Source organism: Bacillus sp. B1-b2, assembly GCF_009183415.1.
GTDB lineage: Bacteria > Bacillota > Bacilli > Bacillales > Cytobacillaceae > Niallia.
The window spans coordinates 1-16,668 of record NZ_WEHU01000026.1 but is presented as its reverse complement, the minus strand read 5'-3'; the positions used below and the strand labels follow the sequence as shown (position 1 = coordinate 16,668).

Genomic DNA, 16,668 nt, shown 5'->3' with positions numbered 1-16,668 from the left:
GGATTAGTTAACTCTGAAAAACTATATTGAAGAACACCATAAATAAGTAATGATAAGCGGGAGAGAATTATGAGTAACAACCAATTAATACACTTTGAAAAAATATATAATTTTCGTGACATCGGAGGGGTAAAAACAGAGCAAGGATCTACCTTAAGACAAGGTGTACTCTATCGCTCTGGTAAATTATCTAACATGACTCCATGTGATCTGGAAAGAATGAAGAAATATAAGATTAAAACAATCTTAGACCTTCGATCAGAAAAAGAATACAACAAGAATATGCCCTTATTACTGACTGCAGAAGAGATTAATTCTGTGAACATTCCTCTACTTCCCATAGAGACTCAAGATGCTAATTTCCGAAAGTTTCTTAGCTTTTTGTTTCGAAAGACAGGAGCAGACGATTTTAAAAACTTTACTAGGGAGTATTATCATAGTATTGCATTCTATCAAACTCCACAAATAAAAAAGGTATTTACCTTAATCTCTGATGATAAAAATTGGCCGGTGCTCATCCATTGTTCAGCTGGAAAGGATCGAACAGGGATTATTGCATCAATCATTCAGTCCTTAGTTGGGGTTCCATATCAAAGGGTATTGGAAGAATATCTCTTAACCAACGATTACTTCAAACATCGATTAGATAAATTTATAAAAGTTATGAGATGGATGACACTTTTCCAAGTGTCCTCAGAGCGTATAGAATTCATATTAAAGGCGCATCCCGAAGTGCTCGAGCAACTATATGCCAATATTAACGAGCGATATGGAACCGTTGAAACCTATCTTATGGAGGCTTGCCAACTAGAGGTAGAGATTTTGGATAGACTGAAGCAGAATCTAGTCCTTAAAAGTATAGAATAGAAATGAGTGATAACTGATGAATTCAAGAAATATTTTGAAACGATTGTAAAAAAAACGGCAAACTCTTCTGTTTTTTTTTGCCTAGTAGGGAACTCACTTAAATCATCATTCACTTTTAGATGCTTCAGTAATATCTGTCTTTATAACTGTTCTTACTGCGCAGTACAACGATACTGCGCAGTGAAAATCTGTAAAAAATGTACTTAAAGGTTATTTAGGGTAGATTGTCTCTATAAACAAAAGGTGTTATGTTTTTTTACACTACAAATGCTGAATTAAGCATGTACAAAAACGCTCGTTTAAAGATGTACATTTTTGATTTTCCCTGTATATTACAACTTTACATGGAGTGGCGGGTATGATAGCCTTGGTTGGCTTGCCAGCCCTTGTTACTGCTGGCTTTTTAGCGGCATAATCATGCCCGCAGAGGCTCCGTGTCAAGTTGTAATTATGCACTCACTTGTATAGAGAGCCGTATAACGGTCAAAAGTGTACATGCTTATATAAGCAAAAATGTACATTTTGATACAGACATTTACATTTACACAATTGATTTCTAAATTTTGTTGGAATTTTTTATGTAATTTCCTCAAGTATAGACAGAAAGTCGCTAATAACCCCAACATCCATATAACCATGATGGAAGTCAGATAATCCAAACAAATTCAATGTTTTTGCCTCTAGTTATCTGGTTATTGTTAGTAATTTCTAATTGGGAGTAATCTACAAGTTTTGCTATATGTATATGATCTCTTTCTGTGACTGTATTTGCTTTCGGTTTTAACATAAGTACTTCAGGTTGGTGTGGTATTTGAGAAAAACAAGAATCTACAGAATTATTATAAAAGGCTTCGAAATTTCCCTTTATTTCCGTACAAAATAGCTATCAAATAGTCCCCCTCAGTAAAATACCCTTAGTATCAATATATCCATAAAGTTAATTTAAATATTAAAGAAATAAATTTTTATATGAAGAATTAGCAGGTGAGCATCTATCTTTGTTTAATAGAAACGTTGTAAAGTAAAAAGGAGGTGAGAGCATTGCCAAAGTATTATCCAAATTTTAAAACCGGAGAAGTAGTGGAAGCAAAAAAATTATGGGGAAAGAATAAAATTGATTTGTATAAGGAAGGGTATCTAGTTAATTTCTTTAAATCTAATCAATATAATGGTCAAGAGTATTTCATATTAAGAAAAAAAGTGGGGGATTATTATCAATTTGAAAAGGTTAGCAGATATGGTACCACAAATAAATTACCTTTATTTCTAATTAAAGGTTGGACAATTGTTAAGGCTCCTGAAGGAGTTGAACTTAGAAGAGATTAAACTACCAACATGCATGTATTTTTAAGCCATCTAACAGGTCTTCACAACACAATAAAAAGCATACATATAAAACACAATATACACTCCTAAACCCTGTGTAATGAGGAAAGGGGAGTGATGTAATATGGCTACATCTAAAGAATTTAAAAACAAAGTTACACCACCAAATTGGAGTAATATTGATGGAGAAAACAATCAAGAAATAACAGTTTCTACTGAGGAACTAAATAAAAAAGTTGAAGAATATGAAAAAAAGGATTTAAAACAAGTCTCAATAAAAGACACAGAAAATCTCCCTATCTGGAAGAGTGTCTTATACGACGAAGACGGAAATGAATATATTGGACCGAAAGGATTTAAGGTAGAATACATAGATAATGAAGTTCGACTTGTTGGCCCATTTTTAAGGAAATCAGATAAAGGCTTTAGTTATATACATCGAGGTTTTTTGTCGGAATACCTCATAAAAAATGTTCCTGTCATCAATTCAACGGGAAAGTTATATTTTTTTGATAATGGGGTGTATAGACCAGCGAATGAGAATGAGGATAAGGGGATAGTAAAAGAGTTATTAACACCTGAATATGCTAAGTCCCAGGTTATAAATGATGTTGTTCAATTGTGGAAGATAGATAGTCGAATTAATAAGTTTCCGCACGAAATAAATAAGTATCCCTTTAAGTTAAATCTTCTAAATGGAACATTTGATTTACAAACTTGGGAGTTTACTAAAGGTCACTCAATAGATAACTATTCTACAATTCAAATACAAGCAAACTATGATCCGAACGCTAATGGAGAAAACTTCAATAAGTTTATTAATAGTGCAGTACCGGATAAAGAACTTCAAATGCTGCTGCAGGAAATGGTAGGGTATTGTTTAACTCCATTAACAGATTCCAAAAAGATGATTTTCATATTTGATGGACCGGGAGATGCAGGGAAAAGTACTTTTATCACAGCAACTCTAGAGAATCTCTTAACCGATAATGCTAAATCACACATTCCATTACAAGACTTGTCTGATAATGAGTACAAACAAGCAGAATTGTTTGGGAAGGTTGTCAATATATTTGCTGATCTACCCGCTAAAGGAATTAAAGATAATGGCTATTTAAAAGCGGCTACCGGGAATGATAGGATATCTGCACGAAGACCATATGGACAAGTATTTGAGTTTTATAATAAAGCAAAGTTTGTTTTCTCCACAAATGGTCTACCGGATAATTACAGTAAAGATACTAGTGATGCTTTTTACAACAGGTTAAGTATTATCCCTTTTAAGCATGTACCTGCAAAAAAAGACCCTCACCTGAAGGAAAAATTATACAAAGAGAAGGACGCTATCCTGCTTTGGATTCTAGACGGACTAAGAAGATTGATACATGAAAATAATTTTAAGTTTACAGAAAGTAGGGAATCTAGTGAACTAGTCCAAAGATACAGAGAAGAGAATAATGCTGTAATGAAATTCATGAATGAACATTGCGAATTTAATCCAGATGCTGAGACAGCGCGTATTAATCTGTTTACAGCATGGCAAAATTTCTGTGAACAAAATGGACACATTGCGGGAAGTCAAACAAAGTTTAATAAAAAAATTGAAAGTATATATGGTAATCTGGTTAAACGTAGCCAAATGAATAACAGTAGAAGGACTAAGTCTTGGAAGGGTTTAAAACTACTTGATTTTGATGAAATTTAAATTGCAGACGGGTATTAAACCCGTCTTTAATTTTGTAAAAATAGAACCCAAGTTGAACCAATCTTGAGCCAATAATGAACCAAGTGTTTGCAAGCGAGAAAAGGGTTGAGCCAAATGAACCAGTTTAATTATTAAAACAGTAGTATATGTGAGGTGTATACAAATAATCTCTTGTAGTTTTGTAATGCTTTTCAAAATGGTCATTTAGGTAAATAGTAGTTCAAACGGCTCAAGTATTGATACTAATAGAATCGCAAGGCTTAAAACTAGTTCAACAAAACATCCAAAAGTGGTTCAATGCTTCTTGTGATTCCTTCCAAAATAAAGGTAAGAACAAGTGTTTGTTTAAGTGTATAAGTAGAAAGATTACACTAAAGATACTTGGAGGGATTCTCTTGAAAAACAAGGATATACTTCGTAAGAAGGCTGATTATGAACTAATAACGTTTAACCATTTTCAGTACAATTTCTTCATTGCAAGATTTAAGAAATGCTTTTTATTGCCAGATGAAACTGAACCATTCTTCTATTTCATATATGTACTTAAAGAGGATTACAGAGTGGCAGGCAAAAAAAGGGAAAGACAAAAATTGAAAAGTATAATGTAATGTGTTTTAACCAAGATTTTAAAGATTTTAACCAAATGATTTTGCTGCTTTGTCCGATTTTGGAAGAGTATATACTAGAGCCAGATGTTCGATACAAATTAATCAAGTTAGCGCGAAAGTTACATCCATGTCAGTAGGGACTAGTCCCTGCTGTTTTTTTATTTTTAAACAAGGGTTGTTATAAGTTATGTCTAATAGAAAGGTATATGAAAATTCCGTTAAGGTCTGGTCAGTTTTTAACAATCAATTTAAAAATGAAAGGGGAGGATTTTGATGAATCAAAAAGTAGAAATTAGAAGAAATATAGTTGTTGAGAAGTTAGTGGAGTTAAACTTATTTCATGCAAGATACGGTTTGAAAGTAAAGGGTTACATATATAACGATAGGGATGAGGAGTTGGAAGGAGTACTTATAGAGGAGCGAAGAAGCCTAGGCGAAGAGCCGAATGTTTATCTCCTATCAGATATAGAATATACAAACATTTTGAATGGTTTCTATAATTATGATTTAAAAGAGGCGAAGAGGTTACTGTTACAAGATTGTACATTTTCACTTGCTAGAAACGATAAAACAGGTTTTTATCAGTTTACTTTTATTCGATCTATTAATGATATTTTTGTTTTTATGTGTTCGAAAGAAGAAAGAGATTATTTATTCAATTTTTTGATAGGTTAGTTTATAGTTGGCCCTGATATTATCTTTAAGACGCGCTATAATGTATGTAATTAGTAATTGGGGGTGACCTAAAATTGAAAGAGATTAATTCGAGAATAAGATATTTGGCATTTCTTATATTCTGGACGCTGCTAATTGGTGGAATTAGTTCTGTCATGTTGTATCCTATTAATCATTTCACATTAAAAATTGATATAGTTTTCTATTATTCCTTATTCATATTAGCATTTGTAAGCAGTGGAATATTTTATCACATATTTTATTCTGTAATTATTTTTGGAAGTGCCGAAAATCCTAGTGAGAAAAAGGAAAGATTTTGGGATACATTATCGATTGTTATATTTAGTATAATTGTATTAATCTTTGGCATAATCGTTTATTTATTATCAGGTATTCTGGCTTATGGTATTGTGACATTCTTTGTTTGTCTTAGTGGAGTATATACTTGGTGTTTGCCAATGCTTGACATAAAAAAATTGCTAAAAGAAAGAGAACAGAAATATAATAAAGTGTTTATTGATGAAAATGGTCATAAGCGTATGTGGTTTAAAGTTTAAAAAAGTATGTCTCCTAACAGTATTGTTGGAAGTAGACATACTTTTTTATTTATAATATGTCCCTTATTGCTTTGCTAATGGTGAAAAAAAAATTCAACCGAAAAAAATGCTACAGAGTAAAAATGAGCGATATTGATAAGGAAAAAAATGAAAAAAATAGGTCGTGCAAGAAATCGCTTAACATTTAATCATTTTGCAGATAAAAAAAATCAACTGACCGATTTTGGGGGAAATGAAGAAATAACAACAAATAATTAATTGAACGAGACGAAAAAAATAAATAACTAAAGTAGGGGTCCTACCAACAAAACGCGGAAAACATACGCTAAGCAAATTTCGACATGAAAAAAGCCGATTTTTCCTACGCTAAGGAATCATCGGCTTGATATTAAAAGATAGTTATCCTGCACAACAAGATAGTTTGGATACATCTTTGTCAAACGTTAGAGCAGCCAGCTTCAGTCCTTCTGCCATTGTCAAATATGGTGCAAGGGTTTCGCGAAGATCCTCTACGGTTAAACCGAATTTGACAGCTAATGTCGCTGCATAAATCACGTCTCCTGCGTTTTCTGCAACCACATGAGCCCCTAATATTTTTAACGTTTTCGCGTCCGCGACCAGTTTAAACACACCTGTTGTTTCCCGATTAACCAGTGCTCTTGGAACGGCATCTAACGGCAAAACGGATGTTTTCACTTCATATCCTTTCTCTTTCGCCTGTTGCTCCGTTAAACCAACCGTTGCAATTGCTGGAGCTGTAAATGTAACCCCCGGAACCACTTCTAAATTCAGCTTTTTGTTCAGTCCACCGATAGCATTTCCTGCCGCAACTCCACCTTGATAAGCTGCTACATATACAAATTGAGGACCAAGCGTGACATCTCCTGCTGCATAGATGCGTGAATTCGTTGTTTTTGAATACTCATCGATTACGATTTCACCACGGGGGCCTACTTCAACGCCTGCATCCTGTAAATTCAAGGTTGCCGTGTTTGGTGTTCTTCCTGTGGCAACCAGTAATTGATCTGCCTCAATGATTCGCTTCTTGCCATTTACCTCAACATGGACCTTTTTAATGTCTCCATCTTGTTCGATTCGTTCAAAAGATGCTCCCGTCACTAAGTTGACCCCTTGTTCTGTCAAGGCTTGCGTGATTGCTTCTGAAACCTCAGGATCGTATTCCTTTAACAAACGCGGGCTTCTTTGCATCAATGTGACTTCTGAGCCTAGATTATGGAAGAGTTGTCCCAATTCCATCCCGATATAGCCAGAACCGATGACCGTAAGACGCTTAGGAACCTTCTTTAATTCAAGCAGAGTTGTGCTTGTTAAATAATCGACTTCATCCAGTCCAGGAATGTTTGGCACTGCTGGTGAAGCACCTGTCGCGATTAAGAATCGTTTGGCTGACAACTGAATGCTATTGACTTCAACGGTTTTTTCATCTACGAATTTCGCTTCGCCTTTGATTAATTCAAAGCCGTAGTCATCAATCAAATCCACATATTTTGAGTTTCGAAGATCCGTCACCAGTTCATTTTTCTGCTTGATCAATGGTGCCAAATCAACGTCACCAGCTGACGTGTGCAATCCGATGAATGGATTATTTTTTGCCAGATGATTGATTTCGCCAGCCCGAAGCAAAGTCTTTGAAGGAACACAGCCGATGTTCACGCATGTTCCACCAACCGTACCACGTTCAATGATTGCCACTTTTGCTCCGTATTTCACGGCTTCGATGGCAGATGAAAAGGCAGCCCCACCAGAACCGATGATGATGTAGTCATAATCACCTTCATCACCTAACTGCATCATTTCTTGCGATTGTACTTCTTCTGCTTCGCCTGGTTGATATTTCGCTTCAGCAATCGCTTTTTTCGCTGTTTCAACCTCTAAGCCATTTGGTAGCTCAAATACAGCTTCGCCACGGCGAAAATCTACTTCAATCCCTCTTGCACCCATGTTTTCAAGAGCAACAGCTACATGCTCTTCACAACCCGTACAAGTCATTCCTTGAACGTTCACTCGATATTTTTTCATGTTAACTCCCTCCTTTTATTCGACTCCAAGCCCGAAATCCGAAACTGCCGTCTTAATTGCCTGTAAATCCGTTTTCTTATCATTAAAGGAAACCGTTACTTCGCCCTTGCTTCCACTGACTTTAATGGCTGTTTTGCTAACGCCATCTATCTCTTCCAGGACGCTTTCTACAACAGACGGCGGACAACAATCCATCCCCAAAACCGTGAATGTCCCTGTTTTAGTTGTTTCAATGGTAGCTTTTACTTCCTTCTTAGCATCTATAGTATTTTGTGCTTCTTTTTCGTTGCTACACGCACTAACCACTAACAGAAGGGATAATAGCATCATAATCCTAATTATTTTTACGCTCATATAAAGCACCTCATTTTTTATAGTCCACCTTCAACTAGAAATAAAAAAAGAAACATGCAGAAAACGAAAAACGTCGTGATCCATAAGCCGATGATAGAACTCTTCCTTTTGCCTTTTCTCCCGTAAACCATGTAAAAGGAGTATGCAAGAAGGATGATGGTAACGATGCTGAACAATAACCGATACTTCAATGAGTAGAAGGCGATTGCTCCTGCAAATCCAGTTAATCCAAGAGGAATAAAAATCAGTGGACCCAAGCAGCATGCAGCCATACCAAAAGCTGAAAATATAGTGGCTAACTGTGACACTTTTTCCTTCATGATTTAAACCTCTTCATACTGCAACAATCATGCGTTGTTGTTTCTTTCGTTGTTTCATTTTTAATTTCTGGGTTCAGTTTTCTCCATCCTTTGAAAAGGGTGAAAACAAATAACAGACCCATCACGATGAAAATAACATCTTTAAATTCCGTGAAGTATGAGCCCAGTGCCGTTCCCGCAAACAACGGAAGCAGTAAAAACAAATGGCACGGACATGTGATTAGTGCGACAAGAAACCAACCTGAACTTTTTATTGTGTTTTTCATCCTGTTTCACCTCTTATTTCTTCATCAGTGTTTCAATAATGGGACATTCGTAAATATCTTTGTTTTCGGGACATCTTTCTTTAAGATCCATCAGCATTTGTTCAATTCTTTTGAGATCTTCAATTTTACGCTGGATGTCCTCTATCTTAAGAACGGTGAAATCATACATATCACGGCACTTTGCTTCATCGCGATCAACGACTCCTAGCAACTTATCAATTTCATTTAGCGTAAAGCCTAGTTCCTGCATCCTCTTTATGAAATTCAATCGATCGACCGTTTGTTGTGAATACATTCGGTATCCCTTTTCGGTACGATTAGGCTCTGGAATTAACCCTAAACGTTCATAATATCGAATGGTCTCTTTATTAACGCCGCACTTTTCAGCCAGTTCTCCAATACGAAATTGCATTTATCTCACCTCATATAAAGTATAAACCCTGTACCATAGTACATAGTCAATATATATATTACTCCCTTCAATTAAATGATTCCAATGCCGAAAACGACCGTTTTTGGTTAAAAACAGAGAACTTCTCTAAAACCTCAAAAACTACTTAAAATGCATAACCAAAAATATGACCAAAATCTAAATACCAATATATCTATTACAAACCCCTTTTTGGTATAGTTAGGACATTAAAAAAGGGGGAATTCTTGTTGAAATTTGGATATGCACGTGTCAGTACACAAGATCAGTCATTATCGTTACAACTCGATGCATTGACTCACTACGGAGTGGACCAGACTTTTGAAGAAAAGGAGTCAGGCAAGAGAAAAAACCGTCCGCAGCTTGACGAGCTTCTTAAAGTTTTGCGTAAAGGCGACACGGTAGTTGTCTATAAATTAGACCGTATCAGTCGTAGTACCAAACATTTAATTGAGCTTATGGAACATTTTGAATCAAAGGGTATTCATTTTGTCTCCATACAAGACAAGATTGACACGACAACTGCTATGGGACGATTCTTTTTTAGAATGTTGGCCAGCATAGCAGAATTAGAACGAGATATTATTAGTGAACGAACGAAAGATGGATTGACGGCTGCTAGAGCTAGAGGAAGAAACGGAGGCAGACCGAAGGTTGATTTAAAGAAAATAGAACTTGCTATAAAAATGTACGAAAGCAAAGATTACTCTTTATCTCAAATTAAGACGGCAACAGGGATTGGAGCGACAACCTTATATCGTTATCTAGAAAAGAAAAAGATATCTAGCAAGGAGTTGTAGCATGAGAGGGAAAGAATTACTAACAGAAGATCAAAGAACGGAATTTGTACGAATTCCAGCTGATATGAGCGAAAGTGAACTAGAAACTTATTATACTTTTTCACAATATGACCTTGAAATTATTAAACGACACAGAAGAGATCATAATCGTTTAGGCTTTGCTGTTCAATTATGTGTTCTACGCTACCCAGGATGGTCCCTTTCAGATGTTGGACCTATACCAGATTACATAATCCAATACATAGCTGGACAAATAAATGTTAATCCTAATTCATTTTCTTTATATGCCCAACGAGAGCCAACTAAACATGAGCATATGGAAGAAATCCGTCAAGTTTATGGTTATCAAAATTTTTCCCTAGGGAACTACCGCAAGGTAGCTCAGTTTCTGTTGAATCATGCCCTTCAAAATGGAAATTCAATGTATCTTCTTCGTACAGCACAAGAAGAACTACGGAATCAGAAAATTATTCTCCCTGGTATGACTACTATAGAAAGACTTGTTTGGGAAACTCGTCAACGAGCAGAGGAAAGAATTTTTAAATCATTAACTTGTACTCTATCTAAATGGCAAAAACAAAAGTTAGATAAACTTATAGATCCATTTGTAGACAATAGAAAAACCCCCTTAGCATGGCTTAGAGAACTTCCCGGACACTCTTCACCTGAAGCCTTTTTAAAAGTAATAAAGCGCTTAGAATATATTCGAGATTTAAAATTAGAAATAAATTCAGAACATATCCATCCCAATCGTTTACTTCAATTATCTCGTATTGGAGCAAGGTATGAACCACACTCATTTCGAAGGTTTAAAGAAAAAAAGAAATATGCAATTCTCGTGGCATATCTTGTGACTCATAGTCAGGATTTAATTGACCAAGCAATTGAAATTCATGATCGACAAATGATGATCTTGCAATCAAAAGGACGTAAAACACAAGAAGAAATGCAAAAAGAAAATGGAAAAGCAGTGAATGAAAAAGTCGTACATTTTGCAGATATTGGTTCAGCACTTATCCAAGCACGAAATGAAGGGCTTGATCCATTTAATGCTATTGAAAAGATTATGCCGTGGGATAAAATTGTTTCTTCCGTCGAAGAAGCTCAAAAATTAGCCCGACCGATGGATTACGATTATCTAGATTTGTTAGAAAATCGTTTTTCTTATCTAAGAAAATATACTCCTACTTTTCTTAAGTCTTTTGAATTTCGTTCTACACAAGGTACAGAGCCACTATTGCAAGCCTTAAAGACGCTAAATGAAATGAATGAATCTGGTAAAAGAAAAATTCCAAATGATGCCCCGGTAGATTTTATTCCTAAACGTTGGAAGAAGCATGTTTATGGTGATGATGGAATAATTAACCGACACTATTACGAGATGGCTGCACTAACAGAGTTGAAAAATCATATTCGTTCAGGCGACATATCCGTAGTCGGTAGTAGACTTCATAAAGATTTTGAAGAGTATCTTGTTCCTAAAGAAGATTGGACAACAACTCGTCTTACGGATACTAAACTAGCCGTTCGTTCATCGGCAGATGAATATCTTGAGGAAAGAAGAAAGTCACTAGCTCAACGCCTTACATGGGTTTCAAATAATCTTGATTCTTTAGAAGGAGTAACTATCGAAAAGGCTAAGATCCGATTGGACCGTTTGGAGAAGAATACACCCGAAGAAGCGAGAGCTTTTAGCCTGTCTTTATATAATATGTTGCCAAGAATAAAGCTCACTGATCTTTTAATGGAGGTAGCACACTGGACAGGATTTGACGAAATGTTGATACATGCCTCAACCAATCGCCCGCCAAAGGGAGAGGAAAAAGTTGTTCTCATGGCTGCTCTCATGGCGATGGGAACTAACATAGGACTTACTAAAATGGCAGAAGCGACACCAGGAGTTACTTATCATCAAATGGCTAATGCAGCACAATGGCGTTTATTTGATGATGCTATAAGTCGTGCACAAGCGACATTAGTAAATTTTCAACATAAGCTTAAACTAGCTTCCTATTGGGGAGATGGAAGTACCTCTTCTTCTGATGGAATGCGCGTACAGGTTGGTGTTTCATCGTTACATGCCGATGCCAATCCACACTATGGGTCTGGAAAAGGGGCAACCATTTATCGATTTACCAGTGATCAATTTTCAAGTTTTTATACGAAAGTCATTAATACTAATGCTCGTGATGCTGTCCACGTTATTGATGGATTACTTCATCATGAGACAGATTTAAATATTGAAGAGCATTTTACAGATACAGCTGGCTACGCCGACTCAGTATTTGGATTGAGTCATTTACTAGGATTTCGTTTTGCACCAAGGCTACGTGATTTAGCTGACTCTAAGCTATTCACGATCCAAACGCCAAGTGAATTCCATAAATTAGAAAATATACTCCGTGGTCGTATTAATACAAAAATTATTCAAGAGAATTTCGATGACGTATTACGTGTAGCTCATTCTATTCGAGAAGGAAAAGTGTCCGGTTCACTTATGATGGGGAAATTAGGGTCGTATGCGAGACAAAATAAACTTGCAACTACTTTGCGAGAAATGGGGAGAATCGAAAAGACCATTTTTATTTTGGATTACATATCTAACGAAACACTACGCCGTCGAATTCAACGGGGACTAAATAAAGGAGAAGCGATGAATGGGTTAGCGAGAGCCTTATTCTTTGGAAAACGAGGTGAGTTGCGGGAACGAGGAATACAAGACCAGCTACAACGTGCAAGTGCTTTAAACATTCTAATTAATGCCATTAGTGTATGGAATACCGTTTATCTTACAGAAGCAACAAAACTATTGAAGGAAAAAGGGAATTTGAGAGAAGACTTACTTAAACATATTTCTCCATTAGGATGGGAACACATTAATTTTCTTGGTGAATACAACTTTGATGCAAGAAAAGTAACAAGTCTACATTCCCTACGCCCTCTTCTTCAATAATATTAAAGGCCGATGATTCCTTAGCGTAGGAAAAATCGGCCTTTTTACCTCGGAATTTCTCTTAGCGTATGTTTTCCGCGTTTTGTTGGTAGGACCCCAAGTAAAACTTATTATAGAAGGTTTTAGAAAAGAAACAAACAAGATGAACTATATAATTCAAAAAAGGAGTGTGCTTACAAATGAAAAATTGGGTTGATCTTCAGCAAGATATTTTAGAAGCTAAAGAACTATTTGGAGAATTTATCAGTTGGTTAGAAATTGCTTTCCGCTGGTCATTCTTTTCTGTGATTATTTTATTGATTGGCTGTGTAATTATCAAATGGCTTCTTCAAAAGAATAAGATGGTTGGAGAAATCACGTTTGGTATGTTAATTGGTTTTTGCTCAATGTGGATATTTGGTAGTTTTGTTATTTCATTTTTTGCATATACAAACTGAAGCTGTGCTTCAGTTTGTATATGGACATTATTTTTTCTATAGCAATTTCGTAGAATATTTGCATAGAATAGGTATTCCATGCAATTAGTTAACAAAATAACAGTAAAAAGGAAATGAATTATGGCAAATAACAGTAAAAAAATATTGCATAGAATTATTTATGCCAAAAAATCTGGAGGAGAGAATATGATTAACCAATTTGTAGAAGAAGCACTGAGAGGAAAATCAGAACAGACAATTAAGACTTATGTTCACTCAATTAAGCAATTTAGTGATTGGTTGGAAGGGGCTGGAGCAGATTTATCAAATTACGCGAGAAGCGACGTTCAACAATACATTGATTATTTAGTGAGTAGACGCAAGAGCCCAGCAACAGTAAATAAAATTTGGAATGCGATTAAGAAGTATAGCAAATGGTCTCAACAAGTGAATACAATAGAAGATATTTCGGTTGTTAAACCTACTAACTATAAAAATGAGGCCCCTAAAGCACTAGACAGGTTAGAATTGAATAGGTTGATACGAGAAATTGATAGAACTGAGAATAAAAGAGATATGGCTATTCTACAAGTATTGTTAAATACAGGTTTACGGCTTTCTGAATTGGTTGCCTTAGATATATCAGATATCGAAGTAAGTGAGAGAAAAGGTCAGGTTACTGTAATTAAAGGAAAAGGAAACAAACAGAGAACAGTTCCACTTAATAAAGAAGCACGAAGAGCATTAGTTAAATATCTTGAAGAAAGGTCTGACAATGAAGAAGCACTATTTCTATCAAATAGAGGTAAAAGAATAAGTGTTAGAACAGTGCAATATTTAATAGAAAAGCAGGGTTTCAATGTTCATGCTTTAAGACATACTTTTATAACAGGATTAGTTCGAAGTGGACAGGATATCAGCGTAATCCAATCTTTAAGTGGACATTCAAGCGCTGACATGATACTTAGATATTCTGCTCCTACTCCTGAGGACAAACAGATTGCAGTAGAAGAAATTTGGACTAGGTGACCTTTACTAGTTTTATTAATCATTAATATTTGAGATCAATTATTATAATGGCTAATAAAATTACTATAATACTTTGCCATAAATAAAGGGTTATGCTATTTCATATAGAAGTGTAGGTATATCAGGACAATTATTCCCCTTTAAAATCCTGAATGTGTTCCTCTCCAAGGTGTAACTTAGACAAATTTCTTTTGCTAGCCCTTTCTAGGACATAAAATGGTCAAACAGTAATTTTTGCTGTTTGACCATTTTTATTAAATATCAAAATGTGACAATTTTGTGAAAGGTTATCTATGAACGAACAATAATATCATTTCATAGATAAAAAGGCAGGGTTATGCAGATAATGCATTTTTAATCTAACTTGTATATTATTTTAATATAATTAAATATTTATCTACGATTTTGCCGCCAATTCAAATCATAGAGAAGTGGGTTTACAAGCGTATCAAGGGTCTTTTATAATCAAAATCAAGTTAGAAAATTATCTATTAACAATTTTTTTGCAAGGGGATTTGTTATATGAGAAAAATTTAGGGATTTAAAAAGGGGGAAGTTTTAATGGGAAAACCAACAATTTATATGAATTTTGATGATCAAAATTCAAAAACGCTTCTAGGTATAACAATTAAGGCAACTAAGATGTTACAACATATGGGAGATCAATGAGATAAAACAGTTGAATTATATAATAATGTTGCTAGCGCGGTAGAAAACATTATTATAAGTGAGGGAGAAATATATGAAGGTGGACTCGATATTATAGAAGAGTATGTAACCATCAGTAATAGGAGACGATAGCCCAAATAAATTCGTCACAGATATCTTATGACATACCGATTTGGTCTTTTGATAAAGGTGCTATACTACCTAAAAGTAAGGTAATTGCACTTTAAAGGAGGTGGTTAATAAAAGTAAAACATGATTGCTACTAACCGTTACTTATTGTTGCGTCATTGGCGTGGGCAACTCTAAGCAAAACTATTATTTGGTGTTATATAGGTGATTCTATTTATGGTAATTATATATTACCACGGAATCTCCTTAATGAAAAGGGGGAATTTTAGTGAAAAAAATAGCAGTAGGTTACTTTATGGTTAATTTAAATGAATCAAACTGGCAAGTTATAAGTGATATGTACAAAGCGCTTTACGAATATTGCAATAATAAGAACTACTCGTTACATGCTGTGTATCACGATATTAGTGAAGAATTAACTGAATATCAATTACTCAACGCTGCATATAGACCAACTTTCAAGGATTTTAAAAGAAGAGTATCAGAAGACAGAAGGATTGACCATGTTCTATTACCAGTACTTTCAGAGAGTTATTATGATGATGGATATGATGATTTATTGGAAGTTCCTCACTTTGGAAAAATCTCAATGTTTTATGTAAATAGTCCAGAGATTCCTGAGGAAGCATACGAATTTGATGGAATACCTTTCTAAGAGATTCAAGATGGATTTTGAATAAAAATATAGATTTAAAAAAGGAGGAGTTTTTATGTTGGAACAGTTAAAAACAGCAGTAGGATATGTAAGGTTTGCTTCATTAGAAGATGGAGGTTTGCAACGAAGTAATGCAATTGTAAATTATTGCACCAATAAAGGAATTCTAGTCGAAAAGATTCTTGATGATCGAGAAAGTGGATATTCTCCATTAGTAACGCGTAATGGTGGTTGTAAACTAATCGATTACGTCGATAGTGGAGAAATTGACTATATCATACTCTCATATTTGCATGAATTGAGTAGAGACAATGAAGAACTTTATCATTTCTTAAAATTATTGAAGGAAAAAGGGATTGAGTTGATTGTACTTTCATCAATAAATATTGAAAGAAGTTATTTTGAAAACCTTTTTAAAGATTTCGCAGATAGAGATTTTCAACTACCTAGACTAGAAAGAGGTTATTTATATGAATAACGATAAATTTCATGTTGGAGTAATTAATTCAAGTTTCGGGATTCAAATAGCGGGTGCTGATGTTTGCTTTAAAGAAGGTGAGGTAGTTTATATCCTTGCTGAAATTTATGATAAAGAAAATCCAGAATGCATTATGTGGTATGTAGTATTAAAACCTTTAAGTAAGGATTCATTAAGGATTAACTCAGAATTTGTCGATTTAATGTTCCTAGAGAATGTTCCTCGATTTCCACATTAGAATGAACTATGGCTTCACATACAAGTATAAGAAAAGTCCTGCGGTAATATGTCAAGTACCAAAATCTAAGGAATTGGAAATTGTAAGCCAACCAATACCTAAAAAAGACAATACTTAAGAAACCCAGTAAGATATTAAACCATTTACTGGAAA

18 protein-coding genes are annotated in these 16,668 nt (G+C 34.9%); 13 read left to right on the top strand and 5 right to left on the bottom strand.

The window, feature by feature from the left end; genetic code table 11:
* Positions 1 to 69: 69 nt before the first annotated feature.
* The 6 genes from F9279_RS19570 (at position 70) to F9279_RS19545 (ending at position 5,738) form a co-directional block, all read left to right on the top strand.
* Positions 70 to 867, top strand: a complete 798-nt coding sequence (locus F9279_RS19570; RefSeq protein WP_031536994.1) for a tyrosine-protein phosphatase — start codon at positions 70 to 72, stop codon at positions 865 to 867.
* Positions 868 to 1,908: 1,041 nt separating this feature from the next.
* A complete protein-coding gene (locus F9279_RS19565; protein WP_026675551.1) occupies positions 1,909 to 2,193 on the top strand; it encodes a hypothetical protein in 285 nt (94 codons plus the stop codon).
* A gap of 124 nt (positions 2,194 to 2,317) precedes the next feature.
* Positions 2,318 to 3,898: a phage/plasmid primase, P4 family gene (locus F9279_RS19560; RefSeq protein WP_048716341.1), complete on the top strand. Its 1,581-nt coding sequence runs from the start codon at positions 2,318 to 2,320 to the stop codon at positions 3,896 to 3,898.
* A 395-nt stretch (positions 3,899 to 4,293) separates the two neighbouring features.
* On the top strand, positions 4,294 to 4,506 hold the full coding sequence (locus F9279_RS19555; protein WP_031536992.1) for a hypothetical protein: 213 nt from the start codon (positions 4,294 to 4,296) through the stop codon (positions 4,504 to 4,506).
* Positions 4,507 to 4,779: 273 nt separating this feature from the next.
* Positions 4,780 to 5,181 carry a hypothetical protein gene (locus tag F9279_RS19550; RefSeq protein WP_031536991.1) on the top strand — a complete coding sequence of 134 codons (402 nt, stop codon included), beginning with the start codon at positions 4,780 to 4,782 and terminating at the stop codon, positions 5,179 to 5,181.
* Positions 5,182 to 5,255: 74 nt separating this feature from the next.
* On the top strand, positions 5,256 to 5,738 hold the full coding sequence (locus F9279_RS19545; RefSeq protein WP_031536990.1) for a hypothetical protein: 483 nt from the start codon (positions 5,256 to 5,258) through the stop codon (positions 5,736 to 5,738).
* Positions 5,739 to 6,137: 399 nt separating this feature from the next.
* Here the strand turns inward: F9279_RS19545 and merA are convergent, their stop codons facing one another.
* From merA to merR1, 5 genes are read right to left on the bottom strand one after another with little or no spacing between them, the layout of a single operon-like run.
* Positions 6,138 to 7,778: a mercury(II) reductase gene (gene merA, locus F9279_RS19540; RefSeq protein ID WP_031536989.1), complete on the bottom strand. Its 1,641-nt coding sequence runs from the start codon at positions 7,776 to 7,778 to the stop codon at positions 6,138 to 6,140.
* Between the two features lie 15 nt (positions 7,779 to 7,793).
* Positions 7,794 to 8,132 (bottom strand): mercury resistance system substrate-binding protein MerP, encoded by a 339-nt coding sequence (merP, locus tag F9279_RS19535; protein WP_031536988.1) that lies wholly within the window; start codon positions 8,130 to 8,132, stop codon positions 7,794 to 7,796.
* Positions 8,133 to 8,149: 17 nt separating this feature from the next.
* The gene (gene merT / locus F9279_RS19530; RefSeq protein WP_031536987.1) at positions 8,150 to 8,452 is read right to left on the bottom strand and encodes a mercuric transport protein MerT; all 303 of its coding nucleotides are present in this window, start codon (positions 8,450 to 8,452) and stop codon (positions 8,150 to 8,152) included.
* Positions 8,449 to 8,718 carry a hypothetical protein gene (locus tag F9279_RS19525; protein ID WP_035416349.1) on the bottom strand — a complete coding sequence of 90 codons (270 nt, stop codon included), beginning with the start codon at positions 8,716 to 8,718 and terminating at the stop codon, positions 8,449 to 8,451. The genes merT and F9279_RS19525 overlap by 4 nt, the downstream gene beginning before the upstream one ends.
* A gap of 13 nt (positions 8,719 to 8,731) precedes the next feature.
* Positions 8,732 to 9,130: a mercury resistance transcriptional regulator MerR1 gene (gene merR1 / locus F9279_RS19520; protein WP_031536985.1), complete on the bottom strand. Its 399-nt coding sequence runs from the start codon at positions 9,128 to 9,130 to the stop codon at positions 8,732 to 8,734.
* 248 nt (positions 9,131 to 9,378) lie between these two features.
* Between merR1 and F9279_RS19515 the strand changes: the two genes are divergently transcribed.
* The 7 genes from F9279_RS19515 to F9279_RS19485 all read left to right on the top strand — a co-directional run bounded on the left by F9279_RS19515 (position 9,379) and on the right by F9279_RS19485 (position 16,515).
* Positions 9,379 to 9,948 carry a recombinase family protein gene (locus F9279_RS19515; RefSeq protein WP_031536984.1) on the top strand — a complete coding sequence of 190 codons (570 nt, stop codon included), beginning with the start codon at positions 9,379 to 9,381 and terminating at the stop codon, positions 9,946 to 9,948.
* A 1-nt stretch (position 9,949) separates the two neighbouring features.
* Complete coding sequence (locus tag F9279_RS19510) at positions 9,950 to 12,901, top strand: Tn3 family transposase (RefSeq protein WP_031536983.1); 2,952 nt, start codon at positions 9,950 to 9,952, stop codon at positions 12,899 to 12,901.
* 179 nt (positions 12,902 to 13,080) lie between these two features.
* On the top strand, positions 13,081 to 13,338 hold the full coding sequence (locus tag F9279_RS19505; RefSeq protein WP_031536982.1) for a hypothetical protein: 258 nt from the start codon (positions 13,081 to 13,083) through the stop codon (positions 13,336 to 13,338).
* Positions 13,339 to 13,524: 186 nt separating this feature from the next.
* Positions 13,525 to 14,346, top strand: a complete 822-nt coding sequence (locus F9279_RS19500) for a tyrosine-type recombinase/integrase (protein ID WP_026675557.1) — start codon at positions 13,525 to 13,527, stop codon at positions 14,344 to 14,346.
* Positions 14,347 to 15,412: 1,066 nt separating this feature from the next.
* Positions 15,413 to 15,799: a hypothetical protein gene (locus tag F9279_RS19495; RefSeq protein WP_031536981.1), complete on the top strand. Its 387-nt coding sequence runs from the start codon at positions 15,413 to 15,415 to the stop codon at positions 15,797 to 15,799.
* 55 nt (positions 15,800 to 15,854) lie between these two features.
* Complete coding sequence (locus F9279_RS19490) at positions 15,855 to 16,277, top strand: recombinase family protein (RefSeq protein WP_031536980.1); 423 nt, start codon at positions 15,855 to 15,857, stop codon at positions 16,275 to 16,277.
* A complete protein-coding gene (locus F9279_RS19485) occupies positions 16,270 to 16,515 on the top strand; it encodes a hypothetical protein (protein ID WP_026675560.1) in 246 nt (81 codons plus the stop codon). Before F9279_RS19490 ends, F9279_RS19485 begins: the two co-directional genes overlap by 8 nt.
* Positions 16,516 to 16,668 lie beyond the last annotated feature (153 nt).